Here is a 25,021-nt window from a genome sequence, read left to right on the forward strand (position 1 = left end):
TCTCGCGATTTTTTGAATCGTAAAATTATTTCTGTTTCGGGAAGGAATCTTTTTGAAAAAATAGAATCTCTGATATTATTTCAAAAGCAGCACTGAATTCAAATAATCTTAAAAGGAGCGGCTAATAAATGAACAAAAAACAATTCTTGGGCAGTACCGAAATAGTCGGCCGCCAGGAACGTTTTGACCAGCGCAATGTAGCCTTTACCCGGCTGGGTATGGGGCTGCTTGGCGAAGATGTCAAAGACTGCTGGATGAGCGAATCTCCCGATCCCTTCTGGCGTATGCTCTACGCCTATACCAGAAAAGAAAACAGTATTGTCTGGCACCTCCGCCGAGCCGTCAACGGTCCGGTTAAGCCGGAGCGGGTAAAACTGGACAGCCCTGGCGAAACCAGCACAAAGATTAAGAGAGCAGCTAAATTCTTCGGGGCCTCTCTGGTTGGCATCACTCTTCTGGACCAGGCTTATGTATATACCCACCGCGGTCGGAACACCGACCTGGAAGATGGAACCTTCGGAGAAGAAATTGTAAACAATCATAAGTATGCCATTGTAGTGGGCTATGTAATGGATTATGACCACATAGAAAAATCCAATAGTTATGAATCTGATGCAGAAACCGGAAGGGCGTATGTAGAAGCAGCCAAAATAGCAGTTATGCTGGCGGAGTTTATCCGTGAGCTGGGATACCCGGCCCTGGCACATCACTTCAGGCAGGAAGAAGTGCTGCACGCCCCCCTGGCGGTCGCTGCCGGCCTGGGAGAACTGGGCCGCAACGGTTATGTCATCTCCCCTGATTATGGCCCCCGGTTCAGGACAGGTGTGGTAACCACCGACCTGCCTATGGAAATTGACAAACCCACTAACAACCATATTCAGGACTTTTGTAATTACTGTGCTATCTGTTCCCAGCTATGTCCGGCTGATGCCATTCCAGACGGCGAAAAAACCGTTGTCCGCGGGGTCAGTAAATGGCCGCTAAATGCCGATGCCTGTATAAAGTACTGGGCCGCTGATCCGGACAACAACCTGGCCTGTGCCCTTTGTATGAAGTACTGCCCCTACAATACCCGGTAACAGGGTATTCGCGGTTAAAAAAATGGGGACAAAGGAGTAGTCCATAAAGGCTATATTTGACCATGAAAATAAGGGATGGCAGATATGTTCCGGAACGACGAGTCTGATGTCCGCTTGTCGGCGCCCCGCGCAAGCGGGAGCCGGTAACAAGCTGAATCGTAGCCGTCGTGGAGGAATATATCTGCCATCCCTGTACTTTTATGATTCAAAGATAATAGCCACGGTTATGGGCTACCTCCATTGTCGCTATTTTGTAAATCTGTCTGCCACCTTGGTAGCTCCATACGAAAAGGGCTTCACCTTGGCGGCAAATCCGCTCAGGTTAATCATCTGGACTACCTGCTGGATCAGGTCTCTTGTCCGTCCTTTTTCGCCAATATCAACATGAATCTCAATTGTCACTTCAGGAAGCATACTTGATAGGTATTGGATAATATGCCCCGCCATTTCAAGACTCCTGGAAGCCTCTTCAAATATCCTGTGTCTCAAGGTGAAAGGGGTTTTATCATAAGTACGGCGGTAATAAAACCGAGCCCCTTTTCCTTCCCGGTGGACGATAATTGCCGTCACAAAACAAGTCGCCTTTCCAGGTTGGGAATCAGTGCCAATTATCAGGCGAAACCTATCTCTGGGATGCTGACTGACAAATTTACCTATATCATCACACATCTCTCCGATTTCCAGCTTTCCTCTCGTGGGACTGATAAAATGCATAAATTATACACCTCTGTTACTATTATATCAGATGTCTTAAAATACATACACCCGCAAAATTATTACAATATTTTTACCCGAAATATTGAAAAATTTGCGTTGTTTGCAAGCTTCTTTACTTTTTATTTGAGTTGTAATATGATAGAAAAGATAGAATTTCGGGGAATTAATACATAAAGAAATTGAACACGGAGGCCTGGAATGTCGGGTATTAAAAACAAGCATGTTATCTGCATATCTTCAGTTGACTGGGACCCTATCTGGACCCGAAAGCAACAGGTAATGTCCCGGCTGCCGGAATCAAACACCATTCTCTATGTAGAACCGCCGATTACACTACTTTCCCCGTTCAAGGACCATGGTATGTGGAAAAAATGGCGGATGTGGTTTCAGGGCTTGCGCCGGCTCAATAATAATATATTCCTGTATTCCCCGCCTGTAGTACTGCCCTTTGGCAACAAATTCCGTCTGATTAACCGGTTAAACCAGTGGTGGATTTCACTTTTCCTGAAAAAGGCGATAAAATCCCTTAACTTTAGGAATCCGGTTTTATGGACATATATGCCAAACACAGCTGACCTGCTTAACAGCATCGGAGACTATGATATGCTTATATATGACTGTGTTGATGAACACTCAGAATATACCGGAATTATTAACAAGGCCACGATGACAGATATGGAAAAAGACCTGATGGCCCTTTGTGATATTGTTTTTGTAACTGCCAAAGGCCTCTATGAGGCCAAAAAAAACCTGGCTGAAACAATTTATTTTCTCCCCAATGCGGCAAATGTAGAACACTTCATGAAGGCCCAGGATCCGGATACAGCAGTTCCTGAAGAAATGGCAGCAGTCCCCGGTCCTGTTATCGGTTTTGTCGGGGTCATTCAGGACTGGATTGACCTTGATTTGGTCAAGGATGCAGCTGCAGCCCATCCCGAATGGTCTTTTGTTATGATTGGCCCGGTAGGCCCCGGAATAGACGTATCAGCCCTAAAAGCTATGCCCAACGTGTATTTCCTGGGCCGCAAGGATGTCGGCGACCTTCCCCGCTATATAAAGGGGTTTGACGTCTGTATCAACCCTTTTAAAATCAATGAACTGACCGACAAAGTCAGCCCGTTGAAGTTTTATGAATACCTTGCTTCCGGAAAACCGATTGTATCTGTCGCGATGCCGGGAGTATCAGATTTTGCCGATGTTGTTGAAATTGCCGGCAGTTCTGATGAATTTATCCGCGGAATTGAACAAGCCCTGTCTCAGGAAACTCCTGAAAAACTCGAAAAACGCCTGGAAAGAGCAAGGGAGAATTCGTGGGAAAGCCGGGTTGAATTTATGACTGAGAAAATAATGGAAAAATATAAACATAAAAGTTAAAACATGATCAAAGGAGGAAACGATAGTGTCTAACAAGCATCTGGACCCAGCAGGGGTTAAAGTAGCTATTTTTGGTCTTGGGTTTGTGGGTCTTCCCCTTGCCCTGAGTTACGCATTGCGTGGCTGCAGTGTTACCGGTGTGGATGTTGACTCTCACCTGGTGGAACAATTAAACAGTGGGATTACACATCACCTGGAAAAATATCAGGAGACTCCTATTCAGCAGATTCTAAAAGAGCAGCTAAGCTCAGGAAAGTTCAGGGCTACCACCGATTCCGCAGAAGCGCTGGCAAACTGCAGTTTCTTCGTAATGACAGTCGGTATACCTGTTGTAAATAATGAACATGATTTCAGCCATATCGAATCATGCTCACGGACCATAGCTTCAGGGCTCAAGAAAGGCGATCTGGTGCTTGTCAGAAGCACTCTCGTGCCGGGAATGACCCGGAATTTCGTGAGACCTATTCTTGAGGAATCAGGGCTTAAAGCCGGGGAAGACTTCTACCTGGCATATTCCTCAGAACGTATCGCCGAAGGAAAGGCCTTTGATGAGTTTGAAAACATGCCTACCCTTGTCAGCGGATTTAACGATGCCAGCCGCGAAAAGGCCCGTCAACTTATGGGCATTGTTACCAAAGCTGAACTTCATCTTGCCAGTTCAATCGAAGCGGTAGAATCAGCCAAAGTAATGGAAAACATCTCCCGCGATGTAAACATAGCCATGGTCAATGAGTTTGCCCGTTTTTGTGAGGGAATTGAGATTGATATTTTCGAGGTCATCAAACTGGCAAATACACATAAAAGGGTTAAGCTTCTCATGCCTGGCCCAGGTGTTGGTGGGTACTGTATCCCCAACGCCCTGCACTACCTTACCCCAAAAGCTGATGAACTGGGTGTGCCTCTTAAACTACTGCGCACTGCCAGGAAAATAAATGAAGATGTGCCTGCCTTTGTGGTCAGTATGGTGACCAAACACCTGCCAGTTGCTCCCAGAGATGCCAAGGTTGCTGTGCTGGGATTGGCCATGAAGGATTACTCCAGTGATGACAGGCTGAGTCCGGCCCTGGAAGTTATTAAACTCCTGGAAATGTCTGGAATCAAAGTGGCCGCATTTGACCCGGCTGTTCCCACCGAACACAGCTTTAAGGTAAATTCCTTAGAAGAAGCTGTTCAAGACGCTAATGCCATTCTGGTATTGGCAAAACAAAACGGCATCGGTTATTCAAATTACCGGCTGTTTAAGAGCTTGATGAGCCAGGCAGGCGCACCGGTGATTGTTGACACTAAAAACCTTTACAACAGAACCGAGGTCGAAGAACAAGGCTTCATATTTAACTCAATATAAGTTTAAAATTCCCTCAATGTCCAAGGCTTTCACGCCTTGGACATTTTGTTTGTTTCTGGATCAAACTCACCTTTCACAAAAAAATATTGTATACAATTTCTCTGTCTGCATAATATACATCATTTTGGATATTTTAATCTCGTGATTATTTTTTCTGCAATTCATTATGTTTAGGGGGGTAAAAGTGAGAAAACGGGAATTATATGAAAATATGGGCATTGGAATAGATATGGCCCTGGAAGCTCACGATATAGTAAGGGGAGACACCGGTCAGGAAGTGCCGGGAGTCGTGATGGACAAAAAAACTTATGACAATGCCGAGGTTTCCATTATACGCATCATGGATAACTCTGCAGAAGCTATGATGGGTAAACCGGTCGGTACATATATAACGATTGATGCCCCGGAAATCAGACAAAATAATAAGCAGGTGCACAACGAAATTGCCGAAGTTCTGGCAGAACAGCTAGGCTCAATGCTTAAGCTTGGTCCTGATGACAGTGTCCTATTGGTTGGACTGGGCAACTGGAATGCTACACCGGATGCCCTGGGTCCGCGGGTAATCAACTATACCCTGGTAACCAGGCATCTAAAAAAATATGCTCCACAGGATTTAAGCGGCGGTCTCCGTTCCGTCAGCGCATTGGCTCCGGGAGTCCTTGGGATTACCGGGATTGAGACAGCTGAAATAATCAGGGGGGTTGTAGAAAAAACCCGGCCAAACCTGATAATTGCCATTGATGCCCTGGCAGCCCAGAATACGGAGCGGATTGCAACTTCCATCCAGCTTGCAGATACCGGGATAGCCCCCGGTTCCGGCATCGGTAACCAGAGAATGGGAATTAACCGGGAAACAATGGGAGTACCTGTTATTGCCATTGGAGTACCTACCGTGGTAAATGCCGCCGTAATTGCCCAGGGCACCCTGGACAGCTTTCTGAAGCAGATGGCGAATAACCCTGCTGCTATCGGGCAGAATACAGGTTCTTTTAATCCTATCATTTTGGAGAATATAGTTAAGGAAGTGCTGGGACCATATAAGACAAACCTGATGGTTACACCCAAAGAAATCGATGAACTTATTGAAGCAATAGGTAAAATTATTTCCGGAGGAATCTCAATTGCTCTACATCCATCAATTGATCCTGAAGAGTTTCACATGTATCTTCACTAAGAAACTAAAAGGTAAGCAGGCCTTTTAAGACCTGCTTACCAATCTATATTAGAACTGGGGTTTTTGTTGTCCGGCCAGAGATTGCTCATAAGCCTCAATCATTCTTTTAACCATATGACCGCCAACGGCGCCGCAATCTCTGGACGAAATATGGCCCCAGTAACCACCCTGAATCTGATTGGTTATGCCAACTTCATTAGCCATTTCATACTTGAAGTTGTACATTGCCTGAGAAGCTTCAGGGATAACTAAACCATTCCTTTTTTGACCAGTACCCATCTAGTGAAAATCCCCCCTTCCATTTTGTCTTCGTTATCTGGATTCACTGTGGGGGTTGATTAAGCCTTCCCTGCCAGTGACTGTTCATAAGCCTCAATCATCCTTTTAACCATGTGACCACCGACAGCGCCACAATCTCTTGAAGAGATTTGTCCCCAGTAGCCACCCTGAATCTGGTTGGAAACACCAACTTCATTAGCCATTTCATACTTGAACTGGTACATTGCCTGTTGAGCTTGAGGTACAACCAGTTTGTTGCTTTTTTGACCACTACCCATGCTTTTTCACCTCCTCTCTTTGATGCTAGTTATAGTATAGGCTCCCATTAAGAGCGTTATACTAGAAATGATTAACTGACAGTTCAGCATTAAGTTGCAGTAAAGATTTACTTTGAATCAATTTCTTTTTCCTCAAAAACCTGATTGGTGAAGCCTTGGTCTGCGGCGAAGTTCTGGTCCAGTGATAATGGTTTAAAAAAGTTGCTGTTGGCAAATTCCAACTCCGCCTGATTCTTGAGATTATCTATCTTATTGTTCTGATTGAATTTATTGTTTTTATGCAGTTTTATCACCTCCCATTAAGTATTATCGTCAGTATAATTTAATTAATACTGTGTAATTCTTGGTTCATTTAACAACAAATTTTTTGGGGTTGATTAAATTTGATTCTTCCTAACGGGCATACTAAAATACGGAAAGGATGTGTGGAAAATTGTTTTCATTAACTATAGACGGATTAAAAATAAGTGTTGAACCGGGGACAACGATTTTGGAAGCTGCCAGAAGCACCGGAATCTACATACCCACTCTCTGCTATTTAAAAGAACTCAATGTAACAGGCGCCTGCCGGGTCTGCCTGGTTGAAATAGAAGGGACAAAAACGCTTCAGCCTTCTTGTGCAATGCCGGCTGCCCAGGGAATGATCGTGAATACCCATTCCCCGCGAGTGGTTAAAGCAAGAAAAATGGTCCTGGAACTCTATTTATCCAACCACCCTTTTGACTGCCTGACATGTGTGCGAAATCAGAGATGTGAACTGCAATCTCTGGCAGAACGATACCATATCACAAATCTGCTGGTAAAAGGCGAAAGAAAAAACCCGCCGAAAGATGACCAGTCACCTGCAATGGTCAGGGAACCCGGTAAATGCATCGTATGCCGGCGGTGTGTCAGAGTTTGCAGGGATGTCCAGGAAATCGGCATATACCAGATAGTAGAAAGGGGTTTTGACGCCGTAGCATCACCCGCATTTAAGAAGAGCCTTGCCGAGACACCCTGCATCTACTGTGGGCAATGCCTGCTCTTGTGTCCAACTGCTGCCATACATGAGCGTGAGGATCAGGAGAAGGTTTGGGAAGCCCTGAATGACCCCTCTAAACATGTGATTATCCAAACGGCGCCGTCAATCAGAGCCACGATTGGTGAAGCATTTGGCATGCCGGTGGGTTCCCTGGTAACGGGGAAAATGGTTGCAGCTATAAGAAGACTTGGCTTTGACAAAGTTTTTGATGATTGCTTTGGGGCTGATGTAGTGGTTATGGAAGAAGGGCATGAACTGATGCATCGCCTGCAAAATGCCGGACCCCTGCCCCAGTTTACTTCATGCTGTCCGGGTTGGCTGCGGTTCTGCCTGTTATTCTACCCGGAGCTGATTCCCCACCTGTCCAGTGTCAAATCTCCACAACAGTTATTTGGGGCGCTGGCAAAAACTTATTATGCTAAAAAAGCGGGTCTGGATCCAAAATCGATTTTCAGTGTTTCAGTAATGCCATGTGTGGCCAAAAAATGGGAAGCTGTAAGAGAGGAAGGCACCAGGGCAAGCGGAGGCCAGGATGTGGATGTGGTCCTGACAACCAGGGAGCTGGCACATATGCTGCGTACCGCAGGCTTGAATCTAGCTGATATGCCGGAAGAGGAATATGATAATCCCATGGGTTATGCCTCAGGGGCCGGGGTTATCTTTGGTTCCGGCGGCGGGGTTTTGGAAGCGACTTTAAGAACAGTATACGAGAAGATGACAGGCAAACAACTGGAAAAAATACCATTACGAGAAGTAATGTCATTTGAAAAAGTACAGGAAGCAGAAATAGACCTTGGTGAACGTAAATTACGCTGTGCTGTAGCCAGGACTACCGGTGAGGCCCGCAGGCTCATTGACAGGGTTAAATCTGGGGAACTAAAGTATGATTTTATTGAAATAATGGCCTGTCCCGGGGGCTGTGTAGGAGGCGGCGGACAGCCGGTTTATCCCGGGCTGGACACCTGGGACGGTCAGATGGAGCAGCGCTATAAAAGGGCTGAAGCCCTTTTTCAGCAGGATAAGCTGAAAGAAATCCGGAAATCTCATGAAAACCCTTATGTACAGCTGCTTTATGACGAATTCCTGGGTGAACCGTTAAGTGAGCGTTCCCGGCAGCTGCTGCACACCCCTTATACGGAAATACCCCTGTACGATCTACAGGGGTCAGCATCAAGCATGGATTAAGTTTGTTTTACCAATTCAAAAATAATGTGCCAAACCTTAGTTCCTTCACTGACAGCATTTGGAGTCTTCTTTACCAAGGCCTCCTTAAAGCTGTCCAGTGTAAGGTAACCGGCAGATACGGCATCAAAGTGGAGAATCTGGCTGAAATTATGACGGTGTATTGCCAGTATTTTGACATAGGCAAAAGGAATGATATCTGTTTCTGTAACACAACTGCAGATATCTTCTTCTTTAAACAGAGGTCTGGTGAATTCATAGACGTCTGTAAGCCTTCTCTTTAGTACCTTTTCCTCCTCATCAGGAGTAAAAACAAGTGTGTTTTCGGGCATCCCGGCAAAACTCCCCTATTCAAAGATTTCAGTTTAGGCAGAAGACCTGCCCTATGGAAATTATATTGCCAAAACATTCCCCTTGTCAATAACACCTGCTTAACTGGTACTGAAATAATTGTCTGTATCCCTAAATCTGGCCATTAATTTTTCCCGCAGCTTAACATTTTCGGGAAGCTTTAAACAGGGATCCCGGCGCAATAGCGCCATGGCCTCCTCTCTGGCGGCGCTGAGAGCTTTATAATCCCTGATAATATCAGCTATCTTCAGGTCAGGCAGCCCCGATTGCCTGGTTCCAAAAAATTCTCCGGGACCTCTCAGCTTAAGGTCCTCATCTGCTATTAAAAACCCGTCATTAGTCCGAGTCATAATATCCATCCGTGCTTTGCCCTCAGCAGTTGCCGGATTGGCAATAAGGATGCAATATGACTGGTGTGCTCCCCTGCCTACCCGGCCTCTTAACTGATGCAGCTGAGCCAGCCCGAACCTGTCGGCATTTTCAATTACCATTACTGTGGCATTAGGCACATTTATTCCCACTTCGATGACAGTGGTTGCTGTGAGAATGTTGATGCTCCCATTCTGGAAAGCCTTCATTACCATATCCTTGGCATCTTGTTTCATCCTTCCGTGCATCAGGCCAACCTGAAGGTCGGGAAAAATATCGGACTGCAGCAGAGCTGCTAGTTCAAGGGCAGCGCTGATATCCATTTTTTCTGATTCCTCTACCAGGGGACACACATAATAAACCTGCCTCCCCTGATTTACCTGTTCGCGGATAAACTTATATATTCGCTGTTTCTCAGTATCAGCAATCCAGTAGGTTTTTATTTCACGGCGTCCGGGGGGAAGTTCATCTATTACGGAAATATCCAGATCACCATAGACCGTTAGAGCAAGAGTACGAGGAATCGGTGTCGCCGTCATCACCAGGACATCAGGTCTTTGGCCCTTATCGTTAAGCTTTGCCCTCTGTTTAACCCCAAACCGGTGCTGCTCATCAGTAACCGCTAGTCCCAATTTTTGAAACGCTACCCCATCCTGTATCAGGGCATGAGTCCCAACCACGATATCCGTTCTGCCATCTCTGATATCCTGAATAATCGCTTCTTTTTCCTTTTTCCCCAAGCTTCCGGTAAGCAGGGCTACCTGTACCCCCAGGGGGCCGAGCACTTCCATTAGTCCTTCAGCGTGCTGAGTTGCCAGGATTTCGGTTGGCGCCATCATCACACCCTGGTATCCGCTTTCAACAGTCTTCACAAGTGCGGCTGCAGCTACTACCGTTTTTCCTGAGCCCACATCACCCTGAATCAGCCTGTTCATGGGCTTTTTACTTTCCATATCCCTGCTGATTTCATTAAGAACCCTTTTCTGAGCGCCGGTCATTTTATAGGGCAGTCTCCCCAGAAAACCTGCGGTCAGAGGACCGTCTTTCTTATGACAAATACCTACTGTCCGGGAAACTGTCCCGCGTAGCATACAAATACCGGTCTGCAGCACCAGGAGTTCCTCAAAAACCAACCGGCGCCTGGCTTTTTGCGCATCATCCAAATCTCCGGGAAAATGAATACTGCTAATAGCCCGGTCAATCGGCATCAGGTTGTATTTCTCCAGCACATCAGATGGCAGAAACTCTTTGATACTATCCAGGCGCTGCTCAAGGGCATCTTTAATAATTAACCGCAGCGTTCTGGGCGGCAAGCCTTCTGTTGCCGGATAAACAGGAACGATCCCTGCACTATTAACCGGTTCTTCATTTTCAATAACCTCATAATCAGATACAGAAAGCTGTAAATCACCATACTTTCGCTCTGCTTTACCGGTGACAATAATCTTTGTACCTTTATGTACCTTTCTTTTGATATAGGGCTGATTAAACCACACCGCGCAGGCGGTTGCAGCCCCATCAAAAAGAGCAGCCTTAGTTATGGTCATCCCGCGTCCGGGGCGAATATCCCTAACGCCGGTCACAATGCCAAATAATGTTGCGGTTTCCCCATCTTGCAGCTGAGATATCTTCTTTACCAGGCTTCTATCCTCATATTTTCGGGGAAAATGATACAGCAAATCCTCTATTGTATGAATCCCCAGCCTGCTCAGCAGCATCGCCCTCTTGGGGCCAACACCTTTTAACGACTGCAGTCCGGAGGAAGCTGATTTTTTATATCTGTCAGGTGACTTGTCAACACGTTCCATTAGGAGCACCAACTTTTCAACTGATGTCCGGAAATAACCAACGGGAATAACTGTTCAGGGTTATTCCGGGCAAACAGCAATTCCGATAACCTCCGGCCCGGTATGTGACATAATTACCGGACCCAGTTTGGCTATTATCGGTGTCTGAAGGTTAGACCCGGGCACAATTTTTTCTCTGAGCCGCATCAGACTTGCATAATTGCTGCCATAAACCAAAGAAGAGCTGTACTTCTTCGATCCTTCAGTCATATCCCTGACTATTTCCGCCATTCTTTTGATTGCCCTGCCTTCCCCTCTTACTTTTTCCAGGGGAACAACCACCCCGTCATTTAGTGTTAGGATCGGTTTTATCTTCAGGAGACTCCCCACAAAGGAATTTGCTTTACCTATGCGTCCACCTTTTTCAAGGTATTCTAAAGTCCCTACCATAAAGATTATAAACCCTTTATCTACTCTTTCATTGACAATGTCAAGAATCTGCCGCACAGCAGCCCCATTCCTGGCGGCCTTGGCAGCAGCCAGGACAATGAGTCCAAGCCCCATGCTGGCTGAACAGGAATCAACAACATAAACACCACGGGAATCCACCATTGCCTTGGCAGTTTTGGCCGATTGGACAGTTCCACTCAGCTGTGACGAAATATGAATTGAGATAATACTGTCACCCTTGGATGTAAGCTGTTCATATATAGCAACAAATTCTCCCGGTGAAGGCTGTGAGGTAACCGGCAGATAATCTTCTTTTTTCAGCCTGCTGATAAATTCATCTGAAGAGATATCAACCCCGTCACGGTATATATCCTTCCCAAAGCTGACCTTCAGAGGCACTACTACGATATCCAGTGCTTCTACTAGCTCCTGCGGCAGGTCGGCAGTACTGTCTGTGACAATTCTGACATTACCCATCTCAAAAACCTCATTTCTTCTATTCAACAGATATTATGTAATAATATAGCGGTTGTCCCCCCTGGTGCACCTCAAATTCAATATGGGGAAACTTTTCTTCGAGCATATCCAGCACCTCTTCGGCCTCCTGACGGGTAACCTGTTCACCGTAATACAAGGCACAGACCTCATCATCTGAAGTTACCAGATTTTCCAAAAGTCCGGATAACGTTTCAGGGAGGTCTTTTCCGGAAATAATTATTTTATCATCAGTCAAACCGATAATACTTCCTTCATTTATTTCAGTTCCGTTGACACTGGTGTCTCTTACGGCATAGGTTACTTCTCCGGTCTTTACGTGTTTCAGAGTTTCCAGCATCAATCCGGAAATTTTTTCAATACCTGCCTCGGGAGACACTGTCAGCAAAGCAGAAATACCTTGGGGCATAGTTTTGGTAGGAATAACTTGAATGTTTTTATCGGTAAGATTTTCTACCTGTCCTGCAGTCATAATAATATTCTTGTTGTTTGGCAGGATGAACACTGTATCGGCATTGACCCGATCCACGGCATCTTTCAGTTCCTGTGTGCTGGGATTCATGGTCTGACCCCCATAAACTACTATATCTGCCCCCAGACTTTCCATAATGCTTTTAATTCCTGCTCCGAATGCAATAGATACAATCCCAAATTTTTTCAGCCCGTCTGCCTGCTTTTCCTGCTTACCTTCAAGAGCGGCTTCAGACTGTTCACTCATGTTACTGACCTGGACCTGGGTAAGGGAACCAAATTTGAGGCATACTTCGAGCACTTCCCCAGGATGGCTGCTATGCACATGTACCTTCGTTAAGCCATCATTCTCAACAACTATCAGGCTGTCGCCGAGACCCTCCAGGAGGTCCCTCAGTTCCTGTCCGCCTTCAATCTGGTTTCTAATAAGGACTTCGGTACAGTAGGGATACTTGAGGTCACCTTCCAAAGGTACGGCATCTTTGCTATCCGGAGCGGCAGTGAAAACCGGTTTTTGCGAAGGAAGCGGCTGTTCTCCGCCAACAGAAAGGTAAAAGCCCTTTAATATAACCAGCCATCCCATCCCACCTGCATCAACAACTCCGGCTTCCTTCAATGCCGGCAGCAGCTCTGGGGTTTGGTTAAGGGTATCTTCAGCAACTGAACATGCCTTAGCAAGAAGTCCGGCCACAGATGCATTATACCCAGCAGCCCTGACCGCTTCCGCAGCAGCTTCCCTGGCAACAGTTAAAATAGTTCCCTCAACAGGTTTCATAACCGCCCTAAAGGCAACTCTGACTCCTTCATTAAGGGCTTCTGCAAAGACCTCCCCGGTAACGGTTTCCCTGCCCCTAAGCCCAAGAGCCAGACCTCTTAAAAGCTGTGAAAGAATGACGCCCGAATTACCCCTGGCCCCCATCAAAGCGCCTCTGGAAGCAGCCTCAGCTACCTCTGTAATTGATGACCGGCTGCCAGCCTTAGCAGCTTCTTCAACGGCGGCAGTCATCGTTAGATACATATTGGTGCCGGTATCACCATCCGGCACCGGGAAAACGTTTAGGGAATCGATTGTTTTATATTTATCTTGCAGACACAAAAGAGCTGAATCCAGCATGGCTTTTAAATTATAGCCAGTTAAATTATGAGTTTCCACTTATGTCCCTCCCCTGAAGCTGACTATCAGGTGTTCAGTTTAACTCCCTGAACATTTACATTGATTTTTTTGACGACAAGTCCTGTTTGATTTTCCACACTGTACTTAACCCGTTCAATGACATTTTTAGCAACTTCAGCAATATTAACACCATAGCCCACAACTATGAAAAGGCTCAGGGTTACTTCACGTCCGCTGATAGCTACCTCTACTCCTTTTTTGATATCCTCTTTTCCCAGCAGCTGGTAAATACCATCTTTCAGTTTTCTGGATGCCATCCCAACAAGTCCGTAACACTCTACTGCAGTGACACCCGCAATAGTTGCAATAACTTCTTCAGATATATTAACTGCTCCCATATCACCGTGCTGACTCAAAACCATCCACTCCCTTCAAGCAGTTTTCTGCCTATCTGCCAAAAAAGATGAGGTTCCCCCCATCTTATTTTTGCCTAACAGTAAATTAATTTCTGAGAATCATGAGTTGTCCGCCAATGAATTCAGGTCTTTGAGCAGGACATCAATATTAATCCCATGCATATTTGCACCGGCCTCAATAGACTCCTCTACAGCTCCCATACAGCTTAAACAAGCCATACCATGCTGTCTGAAAATCTCTCTTGCCTTCGGATGAGCTTGCAGGGCCTCAAGTATCGACATCTCCTTGCTAAACATACCTTGCCCTCCTTCTTGTTAAACCATCATTACCTATATATTAAACCATCATTACCTATATATTAAACCATCATTACCTATATATTAAACCATCATTACCTATATATTATTATATCTCTTTACCTTATTATATCTATTTACCTTATTATATCTCTTTACCTTATTATATCTATTTACCTTATTATATCTATTTACCTTATTATATCTATTTACCTGGTAATATTATATTTACAAATTCTATGAAACTTAATATAAATCCTTCTTTATTAATAATTCATAATTAATAATTTCTCTACTCTTGCATAAAACCCATTTTTTTGTTACAATAGTAAAGCTATGAATTCATTAAGGAGGTGGATCTCCGTGGCTAAATGTGAAATCTGCGGTAAGGGAGTAAAAACCGGAATCAAGCTGAGTCACTCCCATATCCGTACTAAAAGAACATGGTCACCAAACATTCAAAAAGTGCGCGCCCTGGTTAACGGAACTCCTGCCAGGATAAATGTATGTACAAGGTGCCTCCGTTCCGGAAAAGTTAACAGGGCAGTTTAACTGCCCGGCGAAGTATTGTTGCGCACGGTATATATAATAAGGCAATATTTTGTTCAAGCTGTAAGCCACTTTCAAGTGGCTTTTGGTTTTTTATGCTAGCTTTGTGCCTCTTTAAGCAGCTTCTCCATTTCGTGTCTCTCAAAATAATACTTCTCGCCGCAAAAATGGCACCTTATTTCGGTCCTTCTTTGATGCTCAATAATGTCCCTGATTTCTGCTTCTCCCATGCCAATAAGCACCTGCTCAATTTTTTCCCGGGAACACCGGCACAGGAAGCTTACCGGCCTTCGGTCAATTTCCACAAAATCTCCCAGCAGTATTTTAAACCATTCTTCAGGTGCAGACCCCTCATTTATGAGTGAACTGATGCCGGGCAAAGACAGAGCCCGTTGTTCAAGTGCTGCCAAATCCTCTGCTCCGGCGCCGGGAAAGGCCTGAACAAGGTAACCCCCTGCAGCCCTGACACTTATATCTGTATCTACCAGCACTCCCAGGGCTACAACAGAAGGTATCTGCTCTGACCTTGCATAGTAGTACGCTATGTCTTCACCTATCTCACCTGACACAATAGGAACACTGCCAGTATAGGAATCCTTTAAGCCCATGTTTTTTGTTACATACAACTCGCCTTTCTTCCCTACCAGCCCACCGACATCCAGTTTCCCGTTCCGTGATGGCAGGTCTGCTTCAGGACACTGAGCATAGCCCCTGACATTACCTGCCGAATCTGAAGTCACTATCAGGGCGCCCAATGGACCGTCACCGATTATCCTTAGTGTCAGCAGGTCATCTCCCTTTAGATTTGCAGACATGAGTACACCGGCTGTCAGCCCCCGTCCCAGGGCCGCAGATGCTGTCGGCGAGGTATCATGCCTCCTCCTGGCTTCTTCGGCTAATCCGGTGGTTACTGCAGCATAGACTCTTAAATTTTCCTTTTTATTAGTTCCCACTACAAGATAATCCTTCATTAAAATCCCCCATTTACAAAACCTTCTTATCTGTCAAAGCAAGTCCGGCCAGGAATGGCGCCACCGCATAAGTAATCATGGTAGCTGCAGCCACGATACCGGAATCATTGAAGGCCAAGGCGGCAAAGCTGGCAATTATTACCGGAGTAAGCACCTTGTTAAACCATGGATACCGTTTTCTAAAACCTTCATACTTCCCCGGAAACCCTTTCTTTAATAACAGTATAGCCAAAATACAGGTAAAGAAAAACCAACTCCAGGTAGTAGATTTTAAGAGTCTCAGGTTTACTGCCAGTTTCCGGGAAATAATGTTCCGGATCTCCGTAAAACCGTTTTCATTTATGAGGCCAACTGCCCTTCCAATATGGGTCTGTGCCTCAACAGCCCTCGTCAGGTCATAGAATGTAAAACAAATTATACTCAGGATAACTGCTGCCGAAACCGCCAAGACAGTCCTTTTGTTGATACCTGACCCGAAGAGAATTAACCCGGCGCTGCTCATACCTGCAACAGCAGCAATAGCGCCTCCGGCATTTGTTCCCAGTGCAGGTGCGGCAATTGCAAGAATCACCATTATATACAAGGGCGCTAATAGAAGCTTTAACCATTTGAAATGTGAGTTTTTCACGGTATCCAGAAGCAGCCCGCTAAATACCAGAGCAGCTCCTATCAATACCCCCATATACTCATTACCTATTCCGTAAAACCTGGCCCCGGCCATGGGGTCATAACTCATAGGAGAAGTCTTGCCCAGAGTGGTTCCCGCAAACAGATCAGCAATAATCAGCAGGACTGTCATCCCCGTAGTAACTGCAAAAGGCGCCAGTGAACCCACAGGGAATAGTTTTACTGCCAGAAACGTTATCACAGCAGTCACGGTGATAACTTCGATTATTATTAAGAGCATCCCGTACCGGGGCAGCAGGTTTACGCACAGCAATACACCGGGAACAGCAGTGAGAGCCGCCAATAGCGGAACTGCCCGCCTGGCCAGGGGTCTCCTCAGGCCGACAGCAAGTGCACATACAGCTATCACTATTAGCTCTATATTAAGATATCCCCTGACCAGAGGTTTCCGTGCCTTTGCAGTAAACACCAGATCCTCATTTAGCCGGCTTAAAGCGGATAGAGCATCAGCTTGCATTGTCCCCGATCCGGTGACATCCCGGGTTCTGATAGCCTGTCCTGTAAACAAGGGTCCCGGATCCTTATCTCTTTCGGTTTTCCCCGGCAAGTCAAAAAATGCTATCACGGCTGAGGCAATATCAACATTGGCAATCAGGCCCGGCCTTTTAACTGTGCCTGACCAGGCAAGGCCCTGTTCAACACCTTTGCCGGCCATTATAAAAGGTGTCACCAGGTTTCCGTTCCTAATGGCTTCCCCGGGTGGTCCCGGAACTACAATCAGCAGCATATCATTTTCCAGGTCAATTTTCCCCAAGAGCCTGCCCAGAAAATCATCAACCCGTTTAATGGCATCATACCTGTGTTTGAGCATTACTTTATCATCCAGCACCGGCGCTTTTTCACTAATCCTCGAGGTATCACCGGTTTCAATAACTATAAAATCAGCTTCGCCTCCAAGCTTGACAACTTCATTTAATATATAGGTAAAATTAGTCCGAACTCCTGCAGGACTTCCGGGGTCAGGCCTGTATGTCTTGTCTGAAACATCTCCAAAGTCCGTGATCCCGTTAACATCCATGGAAATACTTGCCACCTGCCGCCGCAATCCTTTTTGGGGACTTCTGCTGTCGGGCAGATCAGCATTTCCCAGCACCGCAGTTTTCAACCCGTTATCATGCAATACGGTTCCAATAGAGCCAATACTCCAGCCATATTTCTGTCTGTGATTAACCTTCTCCATTTCAGCAATCCCCAGATGCACCACCTGTCCATTACCAGCCCTGATTCCGGTGCGTCTGAAATAGGCATGTCCCGCCGTATCATTCTCCATAGGCTCGGACAGGTTAAGCCCCAGATCCCCCGACGACCCGCCCAGAATTTTTGTTCCTGCACCAATTGTGGCATAGGTGTTCTCAGGTTCTCTGGACCCACCGGCCGCAGGATTTGTGGTCATCAACCCACATACTCCGGTTAAAGCCAGCTTTTTCATCACCGGGGCATCTGCTTTCATCAAATCATCCCAGGTGATGCGATCCACTACTACCATAATTGCCCTGCCGCCCCAATCCCGTTCACTCTGAGGAGAGCCAAGGGCCGGTGCAGACATACCCGGACAGGCTGAAAAAAGCAAAACCATGATCATTATTAATATGTATAACCGTACCTTTTGTAACATACTAGCCTCTCCTTAGCCGGTCGGGGTGCAGTCCCCACGGTGTTTCAGCTTTTTCGGTCCAACAGTTCAGAAAGGGTTACAAATCTGTAGCCTTGCAGCTGCAGACTTTCAATAATCATAGGCAGTGCTCTCACCGTCCCGCTTCTGTCAAGACGGCTGTCATGGAGCAGGATGATGCCCCCGGGCCTGGCTTGTGCTGCCACTAATAAGGCCATTTCGTCAGGATTACATGTCTTCTTGGATTCTGCAGCAGAAGTCCACAGTACTGTGTCCATCCCCTGATGTTTGGCTTCCTGTTTAACCTTCAGGTCATATTTACAGCGAGGCGGGCGAAACCAATTTACATCTTGCCCCGTGTATTTGTATATTATTCCATTTGTTTTCGTTATCTCCTCCCTCACCGCGGTACGGTCAAGAGAATCCATGTTGCGGTGAGTATAAGAGTGATTTGCTATTTCATGACCGGCCTCATACTCCAGCTTAAGCAGTTCCGGGTATTTCTCCACCTGTTCCCCCACCACAAAAAAGGTACCCTTAATCCGGTAATCATTGAGTATCCTAACAATCTCAGGTGAAAAGCGAGGGTCCGGACCATCATCAAAGGTCAGGGCGACAATCTTTTCATCAGTAATTCCGTTAAAAATAACAGGCGGATTTATGTAGTAAATGAGGTTCAGGAAAAAATAAGATACTGCCAGTGCAGCAGCAAGGAATGGCGCCGGTTTTATTATCTCGTACTTTGCCATTAAATTCATTTACCCCGCTTTTTCAGAAATTATTTGTTTTCCGGAATAATTATATTCGACAAGAATCCTTTTTCCCCTCCTGAAAAAAACAAGAAGGGCCGTGAGCGGCCCCTTGCTTACCTGAGTCTAATAATTTTTTCTTTATAACCCCAGTACTCCCCAAATATCAACATCAACCTGACCGGTTACCTCGAATCCCCGGTCCTTTTGCAGCTTTTTCAGAGCAGCTTCCGTGCCGCCTCCAAATATCCCGTCAACAGGTCCTTTAAGATACCCCTCTCTGATCAGCCCCTGCTGTACTTCCATGACCACACTTCCTTTGGACCCACGGTAGACTTTATCCCGAAGCTCATATAAAGCCGGATAGAGCTTCCCCTCTATTCTGACAACCGTACCCTGTTCGACCCATTGATAGAGTTCCTCCACATCACGGTTGTGCATCCGGATACATCCGTGACTGGCATGTGACCCGATTGACCACGGCTTATTGGTGCCATGAATCCCATATATCCCCCATGGTACATTCAGTCCCATCCATCGGGAACCAAAACCGGTACCCCAGTTTTTGGCCTTGCGTTTAACCTGCCAGACACCTATCGGTGTAGGTGTTTCCTGTTTGCCCACAGCAACGTGGTATACCTTGAATTCCTTTTCGTCATCATAAACAGTTAATGTCTGCCTGTCTACACTGATAACCAGTTCAACGTTACCTGCAGGCGCCTCCTTTGCAGGATTTACATCTGCTACGGCTCCACCGGGCAGTCCCAGGACAACAAAAACAAAGATAACTACCGCGAGATAATTTGTAAGCAACTTCTCATCTCCTTGAATAATCTCGCTTATATTCTTTGTTTTTGCCTACAGGTGTATACGTCAAAAATATCATTTTCAACTGCCAATACCCCCATTGGCATGGTCATATAAGTAAACATCAACCCTGTTGCTATCAGGCCGGTATCATTAAACAAAAATGCGATAATACCGCCATACAGGATAACTTCAAAAGCGCGGAATAATAAGGGGAAATGTTCTCTGACCTGACTGCTGCCGGCTGCCTGTTTGCGAATTACAAAATAGTAAATATATAACTGGACAACAAATAGGGCATTCCATGGCGGCAGGGCCAGAGTTATGGCAAACAGTGTGAGTTTTGAGATCAGCACTTCCATAAACTTTGACCCAAATCCCTCTGAAATCAGCGCCCCCATAACTTTTCCGGCATGAGTCTGCCCACCGAACAAATAATCCAGATAAGCTATAAACAGTTCCAGCAGGAACACAAAGATAACAGCTAAAAAGAGCCTCCTCTTCTTCACCGGATAGTGGGAAACCAAGGCTAGAAGCGCAATAATTGCGGTACTCATTGCTGCGATGGTTCCCCCTACATTTGACCCATTACCCGGAATCTGTGACAGAATTATCGGAATAAAGGCAGTAAAAACCAAGACCAGTCTGAGATACCTGCCAATCTTAAATTTTTCCAGCATATAAAAGAGGGCAAAAACCGATGACCCCAGCAAAATACCCATGCAATCATTATTTATCCCATAGTAACGGCCACCCATGAAAACATTGTCAAAGCCAAGGGGAGTGTTAATAATATACCGGTATCCGGTTAACAGGTCAGTCACCAGAAAAACTGCTGCCGCCAGGCTTAGCGCTGCCATTCCCGCAAGGGTTCGGTCTGTGCTCTTGGATAGAACAATTCCCAGGGCTGCCGTTATTAGTATTGTAAGTAAAGCATCCAGGTAATACCTGACGGCAGAAATATCCCTGACAAGTGAATAAACTACAAAAACTACCACTGGGAGGGCCAGGACCATTAATGCCCCTGCACGTCCCGCCCGGGGCTTGAACAATACCTTTCTTCCCGTCAGAGGCATAAACAGCGCCGCCAGCGCATAGACCAGCAAAAATGTGTATAGGCCATGCACCACATAACGGGACCGGTTTAAGTGTATAAACCTGGACAGGCTGCCGGAAACAGTGTTCAAATTATCATTGTCGGCTTCGGCAGAAATTCCCTCCCCCACAAAAGCAGGATTAGATTCTACAGATATTAACCTGTCAAACAGAGTCGGACCGATATCGATGTTAGCCGTCAATCCTATCCGTTTAGTGGTATCTGAGACAAGAACACCGGAAACCGGGGTGTTTTTGTCATAGATTATAATTGGTGTAAGGGCGCTGGCGCCCTTACCATCAGGCGGGGTGGGACTGATAACGGCAAGAACTGTGCTGTCATCCATCTCCCTGAGCAAGTCACCCAGAAATTTATCGGCATTTGTTAAAGCCCTAAGCTTGGCCTCCCGGAACGCGTCTCCTTTTAAACCGAGTCGCTGCTGTGCCTCATATACCCTGGCAGTATCACCAAAATCAATGAAGATGAGGTCAGAGTTTTCCATGGCTGCAACTGAATCTGCCAGCAGCCTTTCTGGATTGGTACGGTGGCCCCAAGGAGCTTTTTCATCCTTTATGAGCAAATCTTCATCGACATTACCGCAGCTTATCTTACCCTTGTTGTCAGTTGCCAACAGGGTTGATTCCCGCATCTCCCTGTCAGTATCCGCATTGCCAACAATAGCGGTCCTAAACCCATGCTGCCTGGCTGTTTCCCCAATTTGTCCAAAAACATAGTTAGAGAAATCCCTGGAAATAATTTCTCTCAGGTCAGCGGCATTTTCTACTGTTATCTCATACAAAGACCCAAGGGGTTTACCGTTTTTCGCGGCTACTTCAGCAGTATCAAGATATGTACGTACACCCATACCAATAGACAGATAGGCGCTGGCCCGGTTTCGTTCCGTATAGGACTGTACCCTTGTATTCAGCAGTCCCACTCCGCCGGAATCAATTGTTTTCCGGAAATTAGGCAGATTTCCATAAGAAAGGTCTTGAAGCGCGATATTATCTACAATAAGAACAACCGCCTTTTTCCGGCCTGTATCAGCTTCTGCTGCCAGGGGTACAGCGACAGCCAATACAACTGCCGCTGTTATACAAAGCAGCAGCGTTCTGATACTCTTGTTGGCAAATGTTTTCAAGGACATAACATGTCTCCCTCTTGGTCTGATATGTTTTCAAAAGCCTAAATACAATTTTAGCACCTTATCGTCCTGTAGTAAAATAAAAAACCGCTCTCAGGCGGTCCGGATTAAAGGAAATCCACACTTATGTTACCCCTAATTTCTTCAGCCATTTTATGAAGCATCTCGTATGTAAGACTCCACTTTTCCAGCATCTTATTATCAAGCATAATGCTGTTGTTTCCGATTTCACTGTATCCTGCCAACACAGCCAATATGCTGCCAAAGTATACCACCTGAACTGTCTTCGGATTTTCACAGGGGGCCAGCGGAGTATGGTGCAGACCAATCGGATCAACCAGAGCTGAAGGAAGGTTCCACTTTTCGGCTACAAGTCTGCCAATATCCGTATGTGTTAAATTAAACACTTCTTTTTCTGCCTGATAGAGTGAACATCCTTTCGCCGCTGCAAATCTGACAGCCTCGGCATAGTCGTCAGGCAAAAAGAAATTAAAAACTATTTTGCCGATATCATGAAGCAGGCCGGCAATAAATATCTGCTCCTTTTCAAGAACTCCCATTTTGTGGGCCAACAATTTGCTTGATACTGCACAGGCATAAGAATGACGCCATATCTTTTCCGGATTTACGGCTCTCCTGCCCTTTAATGAACTCAAAGTCTTATGTACAGATGCCCCCAGCACAAGAGTCCTTAGCGTTTTCATGCCAAGGATGGTAACTGCCTCTGAAATGGTGGCAACCCTCCTGTGCATGCCATAATATGCTGAATTAACCATTTTCAGCACTTTCGAGGCCAATACCTGATCCTGACATATTATCCTGCTCACATCAGCAGAATTTGCCCGGGAGTCTTCGGTTAACCGGACAAGTTGATGGGTTACCTGCGGCAGTGAAGGCAAATCACCAAGCTTCATTAATATTTTGCTCAAGGTAAGCTGATCCATGTGCATCCTCCCAGGATAACCAAATATAAATAAACTCATGCTTAATCAAGTTAATTCTACCAAAATAAGCATTTTCCTTCGACACATTTCGATATTTTTTTCGCATTAAGATAAGAAGCCTGCTTAACTCATCAAGCGGCTTCTTAATATGTATGCTTTGTCTATCCTATTGTAAGGCATTCCCTGTCATTCGGAAGTAGATTCTTTGGCACTTTCCTGCCCTGCAAGAAGAGCTGATACCTGATACATTTTTCAAAAGCTCTGTTACAGTACATTTTTACAATAGTTTTCTTTAAGACCATTAACAAATCATCTGTTGCCAAGAGAAAACACTGTTGTCCCAATGGGCATTTGTACATAGTTAAAAACCCGCCTTCCTTGCCAATTATCCCCTTCTGAAATCCTTCTACGTTTCTTCGACAATACTCTTCTTTTCCCTTTGCATTCTGCCTATAATGCGGTTTTGTGGGCGTGAAATACCGGAATGGAGGGTTGAAATACCCCAATAATTTATCCCTACAGTCTTCGAAGTATTACCAGATGATGCACCTTGCAAAATAAAGATTAATAGTATATAATACTTATTGTGTCGGGGCGTAGCTCAGTTTGGTAGAGCGCTACCTTGGGGTGGTAGAGGCCGCACGTTCAAATCGTGTCGCTCCGACCATTTAATTTAATCCGATTATTTAACCGGCAGAGTGCTGACAATGTTCAGTACCCTGCTTTTTTTGTGAGCCTGCTCCTCAGCATAGCATTATATCTGCCCCTCAGAACCTTTTGGGGAACAACTTTTTAAATATTCAAACATCTTGAAGGAAATTTAAAAATACCGGCGAATATAAAATTTGAGAATATTTTGTCAAATTAAAAAAAGGGGGGGGAGCTTTGGTTGGACTATTCCAATTTTGACTATATAAATTTCCGCCTTTACATTAAAATTTTCTCTTTCGTGATTGCCCTTCTGCTCACCCAGATGACCCTGGTAGAATGGCGTCGCTTTAGAAATACTGTCTATAAATACCTTGCCCTGGGCTTTGGCACAATGCTGCTGCAAATCTCGCTTATCGCAGGTATTAGTATATATTCCATCATCTCAGACACGTCATACAATACTTCATTAATTCCGGTCGCTGACCATGCTTTACGAACACTTAGCTATATATTTATCGGTGCCGCATTTGTCACCGCAAAACCAGACTATCATTCCAGATTTTTGCTGGTTAACCTGGCCCTGTTAATCCTGTTCACCCCATTTGTGGGAGCCTTATGGCTGCATAACAGTAATGCAATCCAACCTCCCTTTATGGGTATCGTAGAAGAATCATTTTATGAATTATGGAATACATTTCTGCTAATCTATACAATCACGGCCATCTCTAAATCTGATGTGCACATCAAACAGGGTCTGATCATCTCAACATCTGTTCTGGTAGTAAAACAGCTTATTCATTTAACGAATATATACTTGCTTACAGACCAATCGGTACTTTTCCTGGCTGCCGAGCCTGCTCTCTTGATATTATATTTCTATGCAACGATTTCTACGATTCATAAGGAAATAATCGGGAATATTATCCAGGCTGATAAAGAAAAAACCATGGTCAAGGAAAAATCTTATCAGGATGTCATCAGAGCCCTTATCACTTCTCTTGAGGCCAAAGACAAGTATACCAGAGGCCACTCTGACAGGGTGACTGAATACGCGATGTTAATAGGCAACAAGCTTGGCCTTACTCCTGAGGAGCTTACCAAACTGTACTGTGGGGCAATTCTTCACGACATAGGAAAAATCGGTATAGATGAAGGTATCCTAAACAACCCCCTGAGTTTAGGAGATGATGAAATTACACGCATAAAAAAACACCCCGAAATTGGGGCGAAAATAGTCTCTTCAATTGATTCTTTAAGTTATGTAGCACCAGCGGTACTTTACCACCACGAACGCATTGACGGCACCGGATATCCTTTTGGTCTGAAGGGCGCCGAAATCCCCCTTCACGCCAGGATTATTGCCCTATCTGATGCTTTTGACGCCATGTTATCAGTCAGGTCATATCGCAATCCTGTATCCAAGCAAACAGCGATCAATGAAATAATTTCAGGCGCCGGTACCCAGTTTGACTCTGACCTGGTAAAAGTGCTTGTTGATGAATTGGGCTTCTCCATGGACAACAATAAGGCAGTCACTCGTACTGCGTGAAAAGTCATCTGCAAAAGTTCATCAAGAAAAACAGGATGCAGGCCGCTCAGGGTAACCTTGGAT

The 25,021-nt window shown here is 45.5% G+C and carries 23 protein-coding genes and 1 tRNA gene; 8 read left to right on the forward strand and 16 right to left on the reverse strand.

From position 1 onward, the window contains the following. The first annotated feature begins 128 nt into the window (after window positions 1-128). A complete protein-coding gene (locus Ga0451573_RS01995) occupies window positions 129-1,079 on the forward strand; it encodes a reductive dehalogenase domain-containing protein (protein ID WP_231682189.1) in 951 nt (316 codons plus the stop codon). 246 nt (window positions 1,080-1,325) lie between these two features. On the opposite strand, the gene Ga0451573_RS02000 is transcribed toward Ga0451573_RS01995, so the two are convergent. Continuing rightward, window positions 1,326-1,793 (reverse strand): ribonuclease H-like YkuK family protein, encoded by a 468-nt coding sequence (locus Ga0451573_RS02000; RefSeq protein ID WP_231682190.1) that lies wholly within the window; start codon window positions 1,791-1,793, stop codon window positions 1,326-1,328. Between the two features lie 201 nt (window positions 1,794-1,994). On the opposite strand from Ga0451573_RS02000, the gene Ga0451573_RS02005 reads away from it, so the two are divergent. The 3 genes from Ga0451573_RS02005 (at window position 1,995) to gpr (ending at window position 5,689) form a co-directional block, all read left to right on the forward strand. Continuing rightward, window positions 1,995-3,170, forward strand: coding sequence for a glycosyltransferase (locus Ga0451573_RS02005; protein ID WP_231682191.1), 1,176 nt, complete (start codon window positions 1,995-1,997; stop codon window positions 3,168-3,170). A 25-nt stretch (window positions 3,171-3,195) separates the two neighbouring features. Beyond that, on the forward strand, window positions 3,196-4,515 hold the full coding sequence (locus Ga0451573_RS02010) for a nucleotide sugar dehydrogenase (protein WP_231682192.1): 1,320 nt from the start codon (window positions 3,196-3,198) through the stop codon (window positions 4,513-4,515). A gap of 166 nt (window positions 4,516-4,681) precedes the next feature. Beyond that, entirely contained in the window at window positions 4,682-5,689 is a 1,008-nt protein-coding gene (gene gpr, locus Ga0451573_RS02015) for a GPR endopeptidase (protein ID WP_231682193.1), read from the forward strand. 48 nt (window positions 5,690-5,737) lie between these two features. Here the strand turns inward: gpr and Ga0451573_RS02020 are convergent, their stop codons facing one another. The 3 genes from Ga0451573_RS02020 to Ga0451573_RS02030 form a co-directional block, all read right to left on the reverse strand. After that, window positions 5,738-5,968 carry an alpha/beta-type small acid-soluble spore protein gene (locus Ga0451573_RS02020; protein ID WP_231682194.1) on the reverse strand — a complete coding sequence of 77 codons (231 nt, stop codon included), beginning with the start codon at window positions 5,966-5,968 and terminating at the stop codon, window positions 5,738-5,740. Window positions 5,969-6,027: 59 nt separating this feature from the next. After that, complete coding sequence (locus Ga0451573_RS02025; RefSeq protein WP_231682195.1) at window positions 6,028-6,246, reverse strand: alpha/beta-type small acid-soluble spore protein; 219 nt, start codon at window positions 6,244-6,246, stop codon at window positions 6,028-6,030. Between the two features lie 107 nt (window positions 6,247-6,353). Continuing rightward, window positions 6,354-6,539 carry a hypothetical protein gene (locus Ga0451573_RS02030; protein WP_231682196.1) on the reverse strand — a complete coding sequence of 62 codons (186 nt, stop codon included), beginning with the start codon at window positions 6,537-6,539 and terminating at the stop codon, window positions 6,354-6,356. A 140-nt stretch (window positions 6,540-6,679) separates the two neighbouring features. Here Ga0451573_RS02030 and Ga0451573_RS02035 point away from each other — a divergent pair, with 140 nt between their 5' ends. Then, window positions 6,680-8,452, forward strand: coding sequence for an NADH-dependent [FeFe] hydrogenase, group A6 (locus tag Ga0451573_RS02035; protein ID WP_331459368.1), 1,773 nt, complete (start codon window positions 6,680-6,682; stop codon window positions 8,450-8,452). Here the strand turns inward: Ga0451573_RS02035 and Ga0451573_RS02040 are convergent. The 6 genes from Ga0451573_RS02040 to Ga0451573_RS02065 all read right to left on the reverse strand — a co-directional run bounded on the left by Ga0451573_RS02040 (window position 8,449) and on the right by Ga0451573_RS02065 (window position 14,199). Next, window positions 8,449-8,781 carry an ASCH domain-containing protein gene (locus tag Ga0451573_RS02040; RefSeq protein ID WP_231682198.1) on the reverse strand — a complete coding sequence of 111 codons (333 nt, stop codon included), beginning with the start codon at window positions 8,779-8,781 and terminating at the stop codon, window positions 8,449-8,451. The genes Ga0451573_RS02035 and Ga0451573_RS02040 overlap by 4 nt on opposite strands. A gap of 99 nt (window positions 8,782-8,880) precedes the next feature. Continuing rightward, window positions 8,881-10,977: an ATP-dependent DNA helicase RecG gene (gene recG, locus Ga0451573_RS02045; RefSeq protein WP_231682199.1), complete on the reverse strand. Its 2,097-nt coding sequence runs from the start codon at window positions 10,975-10,977 to the stop codon at window positions 8,881-8,883. A 60-nt stretch (window positions 10,978-11,037) separates the two neighbouring features. Then, window positions 11,038-11,883 carry a DegV family protein gene (locus Ga0451573_RS02050; protein WP_231682200.1) on the reverse strand — a complete coding sequence of 282 codons (846 nt, stop codon included), beginning with the start codon at window positions 11,881-11,883 and terminating at the stop codon, window positions 11,038-11,040. 19 nt (window positions 11,884-11,902) lie between these two features. Continuing rightward, the gene (locus Ga0451573_RS02055; protein ID WP_231682201.1) at window positions 11,903-13,525 is read right to left on the reverse strand and encodes a DAK2 domain-containing protein; all 1,623 of its coding nucleotides are present in this window, start codon (window positions 13,523-13,525) and stop codon (window positions 11,903-11,905) included. Between the two features lie 26 nt (window positions 13,526-13,551). After that, complete coding sequence (locus Ga0451573_RS02060; protein WP_231682290.1) at window positions 13,552-13,884, reverse strand: Asp23/Gls24 family envelope stress response protein; 333 nt, start codon at window positions 13,882-13,884, stop codon at window positions 13,552-13,554. Window positions 13,885-14,001: 117 nt separating this feature from the next. Beyond that, complete coding sequence (locus tag Ga0451573_RS02065) at window positions 14,002-14,199, reverse strand: DUF1858 domain-containing protein (RefSeq protein WP_231682202.1); 198 nt, start codon at window positions 14,197-14,199, stop codon at window positions 14,002-14,004. A gap of 336 nt (window positions 14,200-14,535) precedes the next feature. Here Ga0451573_RS02065 and rpmB point away from each other — a divergent pair, with 336 nt between their 5' ends. Next, window positions 14,536-14,751, forward strand: a complete 216-nt coding sequence (rpmB, locus tag Ga0451573_RS02070) for a 50S ribosomal protein L28 (RefSeq protein ID WP_231682203.1) — start codon at window positions 14,536-14,538, stop codon at window positions 14,749-14,751. A 95-nt stretch (window positions 14,752-14,846) separates the two neighbouring features. On the opposite strand, the gene hslO is transcribed toward rpmB, so the two are convergent. From hslO to Ga0451573_RS02100, 6 genes are all read right to left on the reverse strand, one after another. After that, entirely contained in the window at window positions 14,847-15,719 is an 873-nt protein-coding gene (gene hslO, locus Ga0451573_RS02075; RefSeq protein WP_231682204.1) for an Hsp33 family molecular chaperone HslO, read from the reverse strand. Between the two features lie 13 nt (window positions 15,720-15,732). Continuing rightward, on the reverse strand, window positions 15,733-18,021 hold the full coding sequence (locus Ga0451573_RS02080; protein ID WP_231682205.1) for a hypothetical protein: 2,289 nt from the start codon (window positions 18,019-18,021) through the stop codon (window positions 15,733-15,735). A 44-nt stretch (window positions 18,022-18,065) separates the two neighbouring features. Next, window positions 18,066-18,776 (reverse strand): polysaccharide deacetylase family protein, encoded by a 711-nt coding sequence (locus tag Ga0451573_RS02085; RefSeq protein WP_231682206.1) that lies wholly within the window; start codon window positions 18,774-18,776, stop codon window positions 18,066-18,068. 132 nt (window positions 18,777-18,908) lie between these two features. Next, window positions 18,909-19,580 (reverse strand): L,D-transpeptidase family protein, encoded by a 672-nt coding sequence (locus Ga0451573_RS02090; RefSeq protein ID WP_231682207.1) that lies wholly within the window; start codon window positions 19,578-19,580, stop codon window positions 18,909-18,911. A 26-nt stretch (window positions 19,581-19,606) separates the two neighbouring features. After that, on the reverse strand, window positions 19,607-21,817 hold the full coding sequence (locus tag Ga0451573_RS02095; RefSeq protein WP_231682208.1) for a hypothetical protein: 2,211 nt from the start codon (window positions 21,815-21,817) through the stop codon (window positions 19,607-19,609). 104 nt (window positions 21,818-21,921) lie between these two features. After that, entirely contained in the window at window positions 21,922-22,758 is an 837-nt protein-coding gene (locus Ga0451573_RS02100) for an HDOD domain-containing protein (protein WP_231682209.1), read from the reverse strand. A gap of 590 nt (window positions 22,759-23,348) precedes the next feature. Between Ga0451573_RS02100 and Ga0451573_RS02105 the strand changes: the two genes are divergently transcribed. Together Ga0451573_RS02105 and Ga0451573_RS02110 are read left to right on the forward strand one after the other, a co-directional pair. Then, window positions 23,349-23,425, forward strand: a tRNA-Pro gene (locus Ga0451573_RS02105). 222 nt (window positions 23,426-23,647) lie between these two features. After that, window positions 23,648-24,958, forward strand: coding sequence for an HD-GYP domain-containing protein (locus Ga0451573_RS02110; RefSeq protein WP_231682210.1), 1,311 nt, complete (start codon window positions 23,648-23,650; stop codon window positions 24,956-24,958). Window positions 24,959-25,021: the final 63 nt, after the last annotated feature.

Source organism: Phosphitispora fastidiosa (genome assembly GCF_019008365.1).
GTDB lineage: Bacteria > Bacillota > Thermincolia > Thermincolales > UBA2595 > Phosphitispora > Phosphitispora fastidiosa.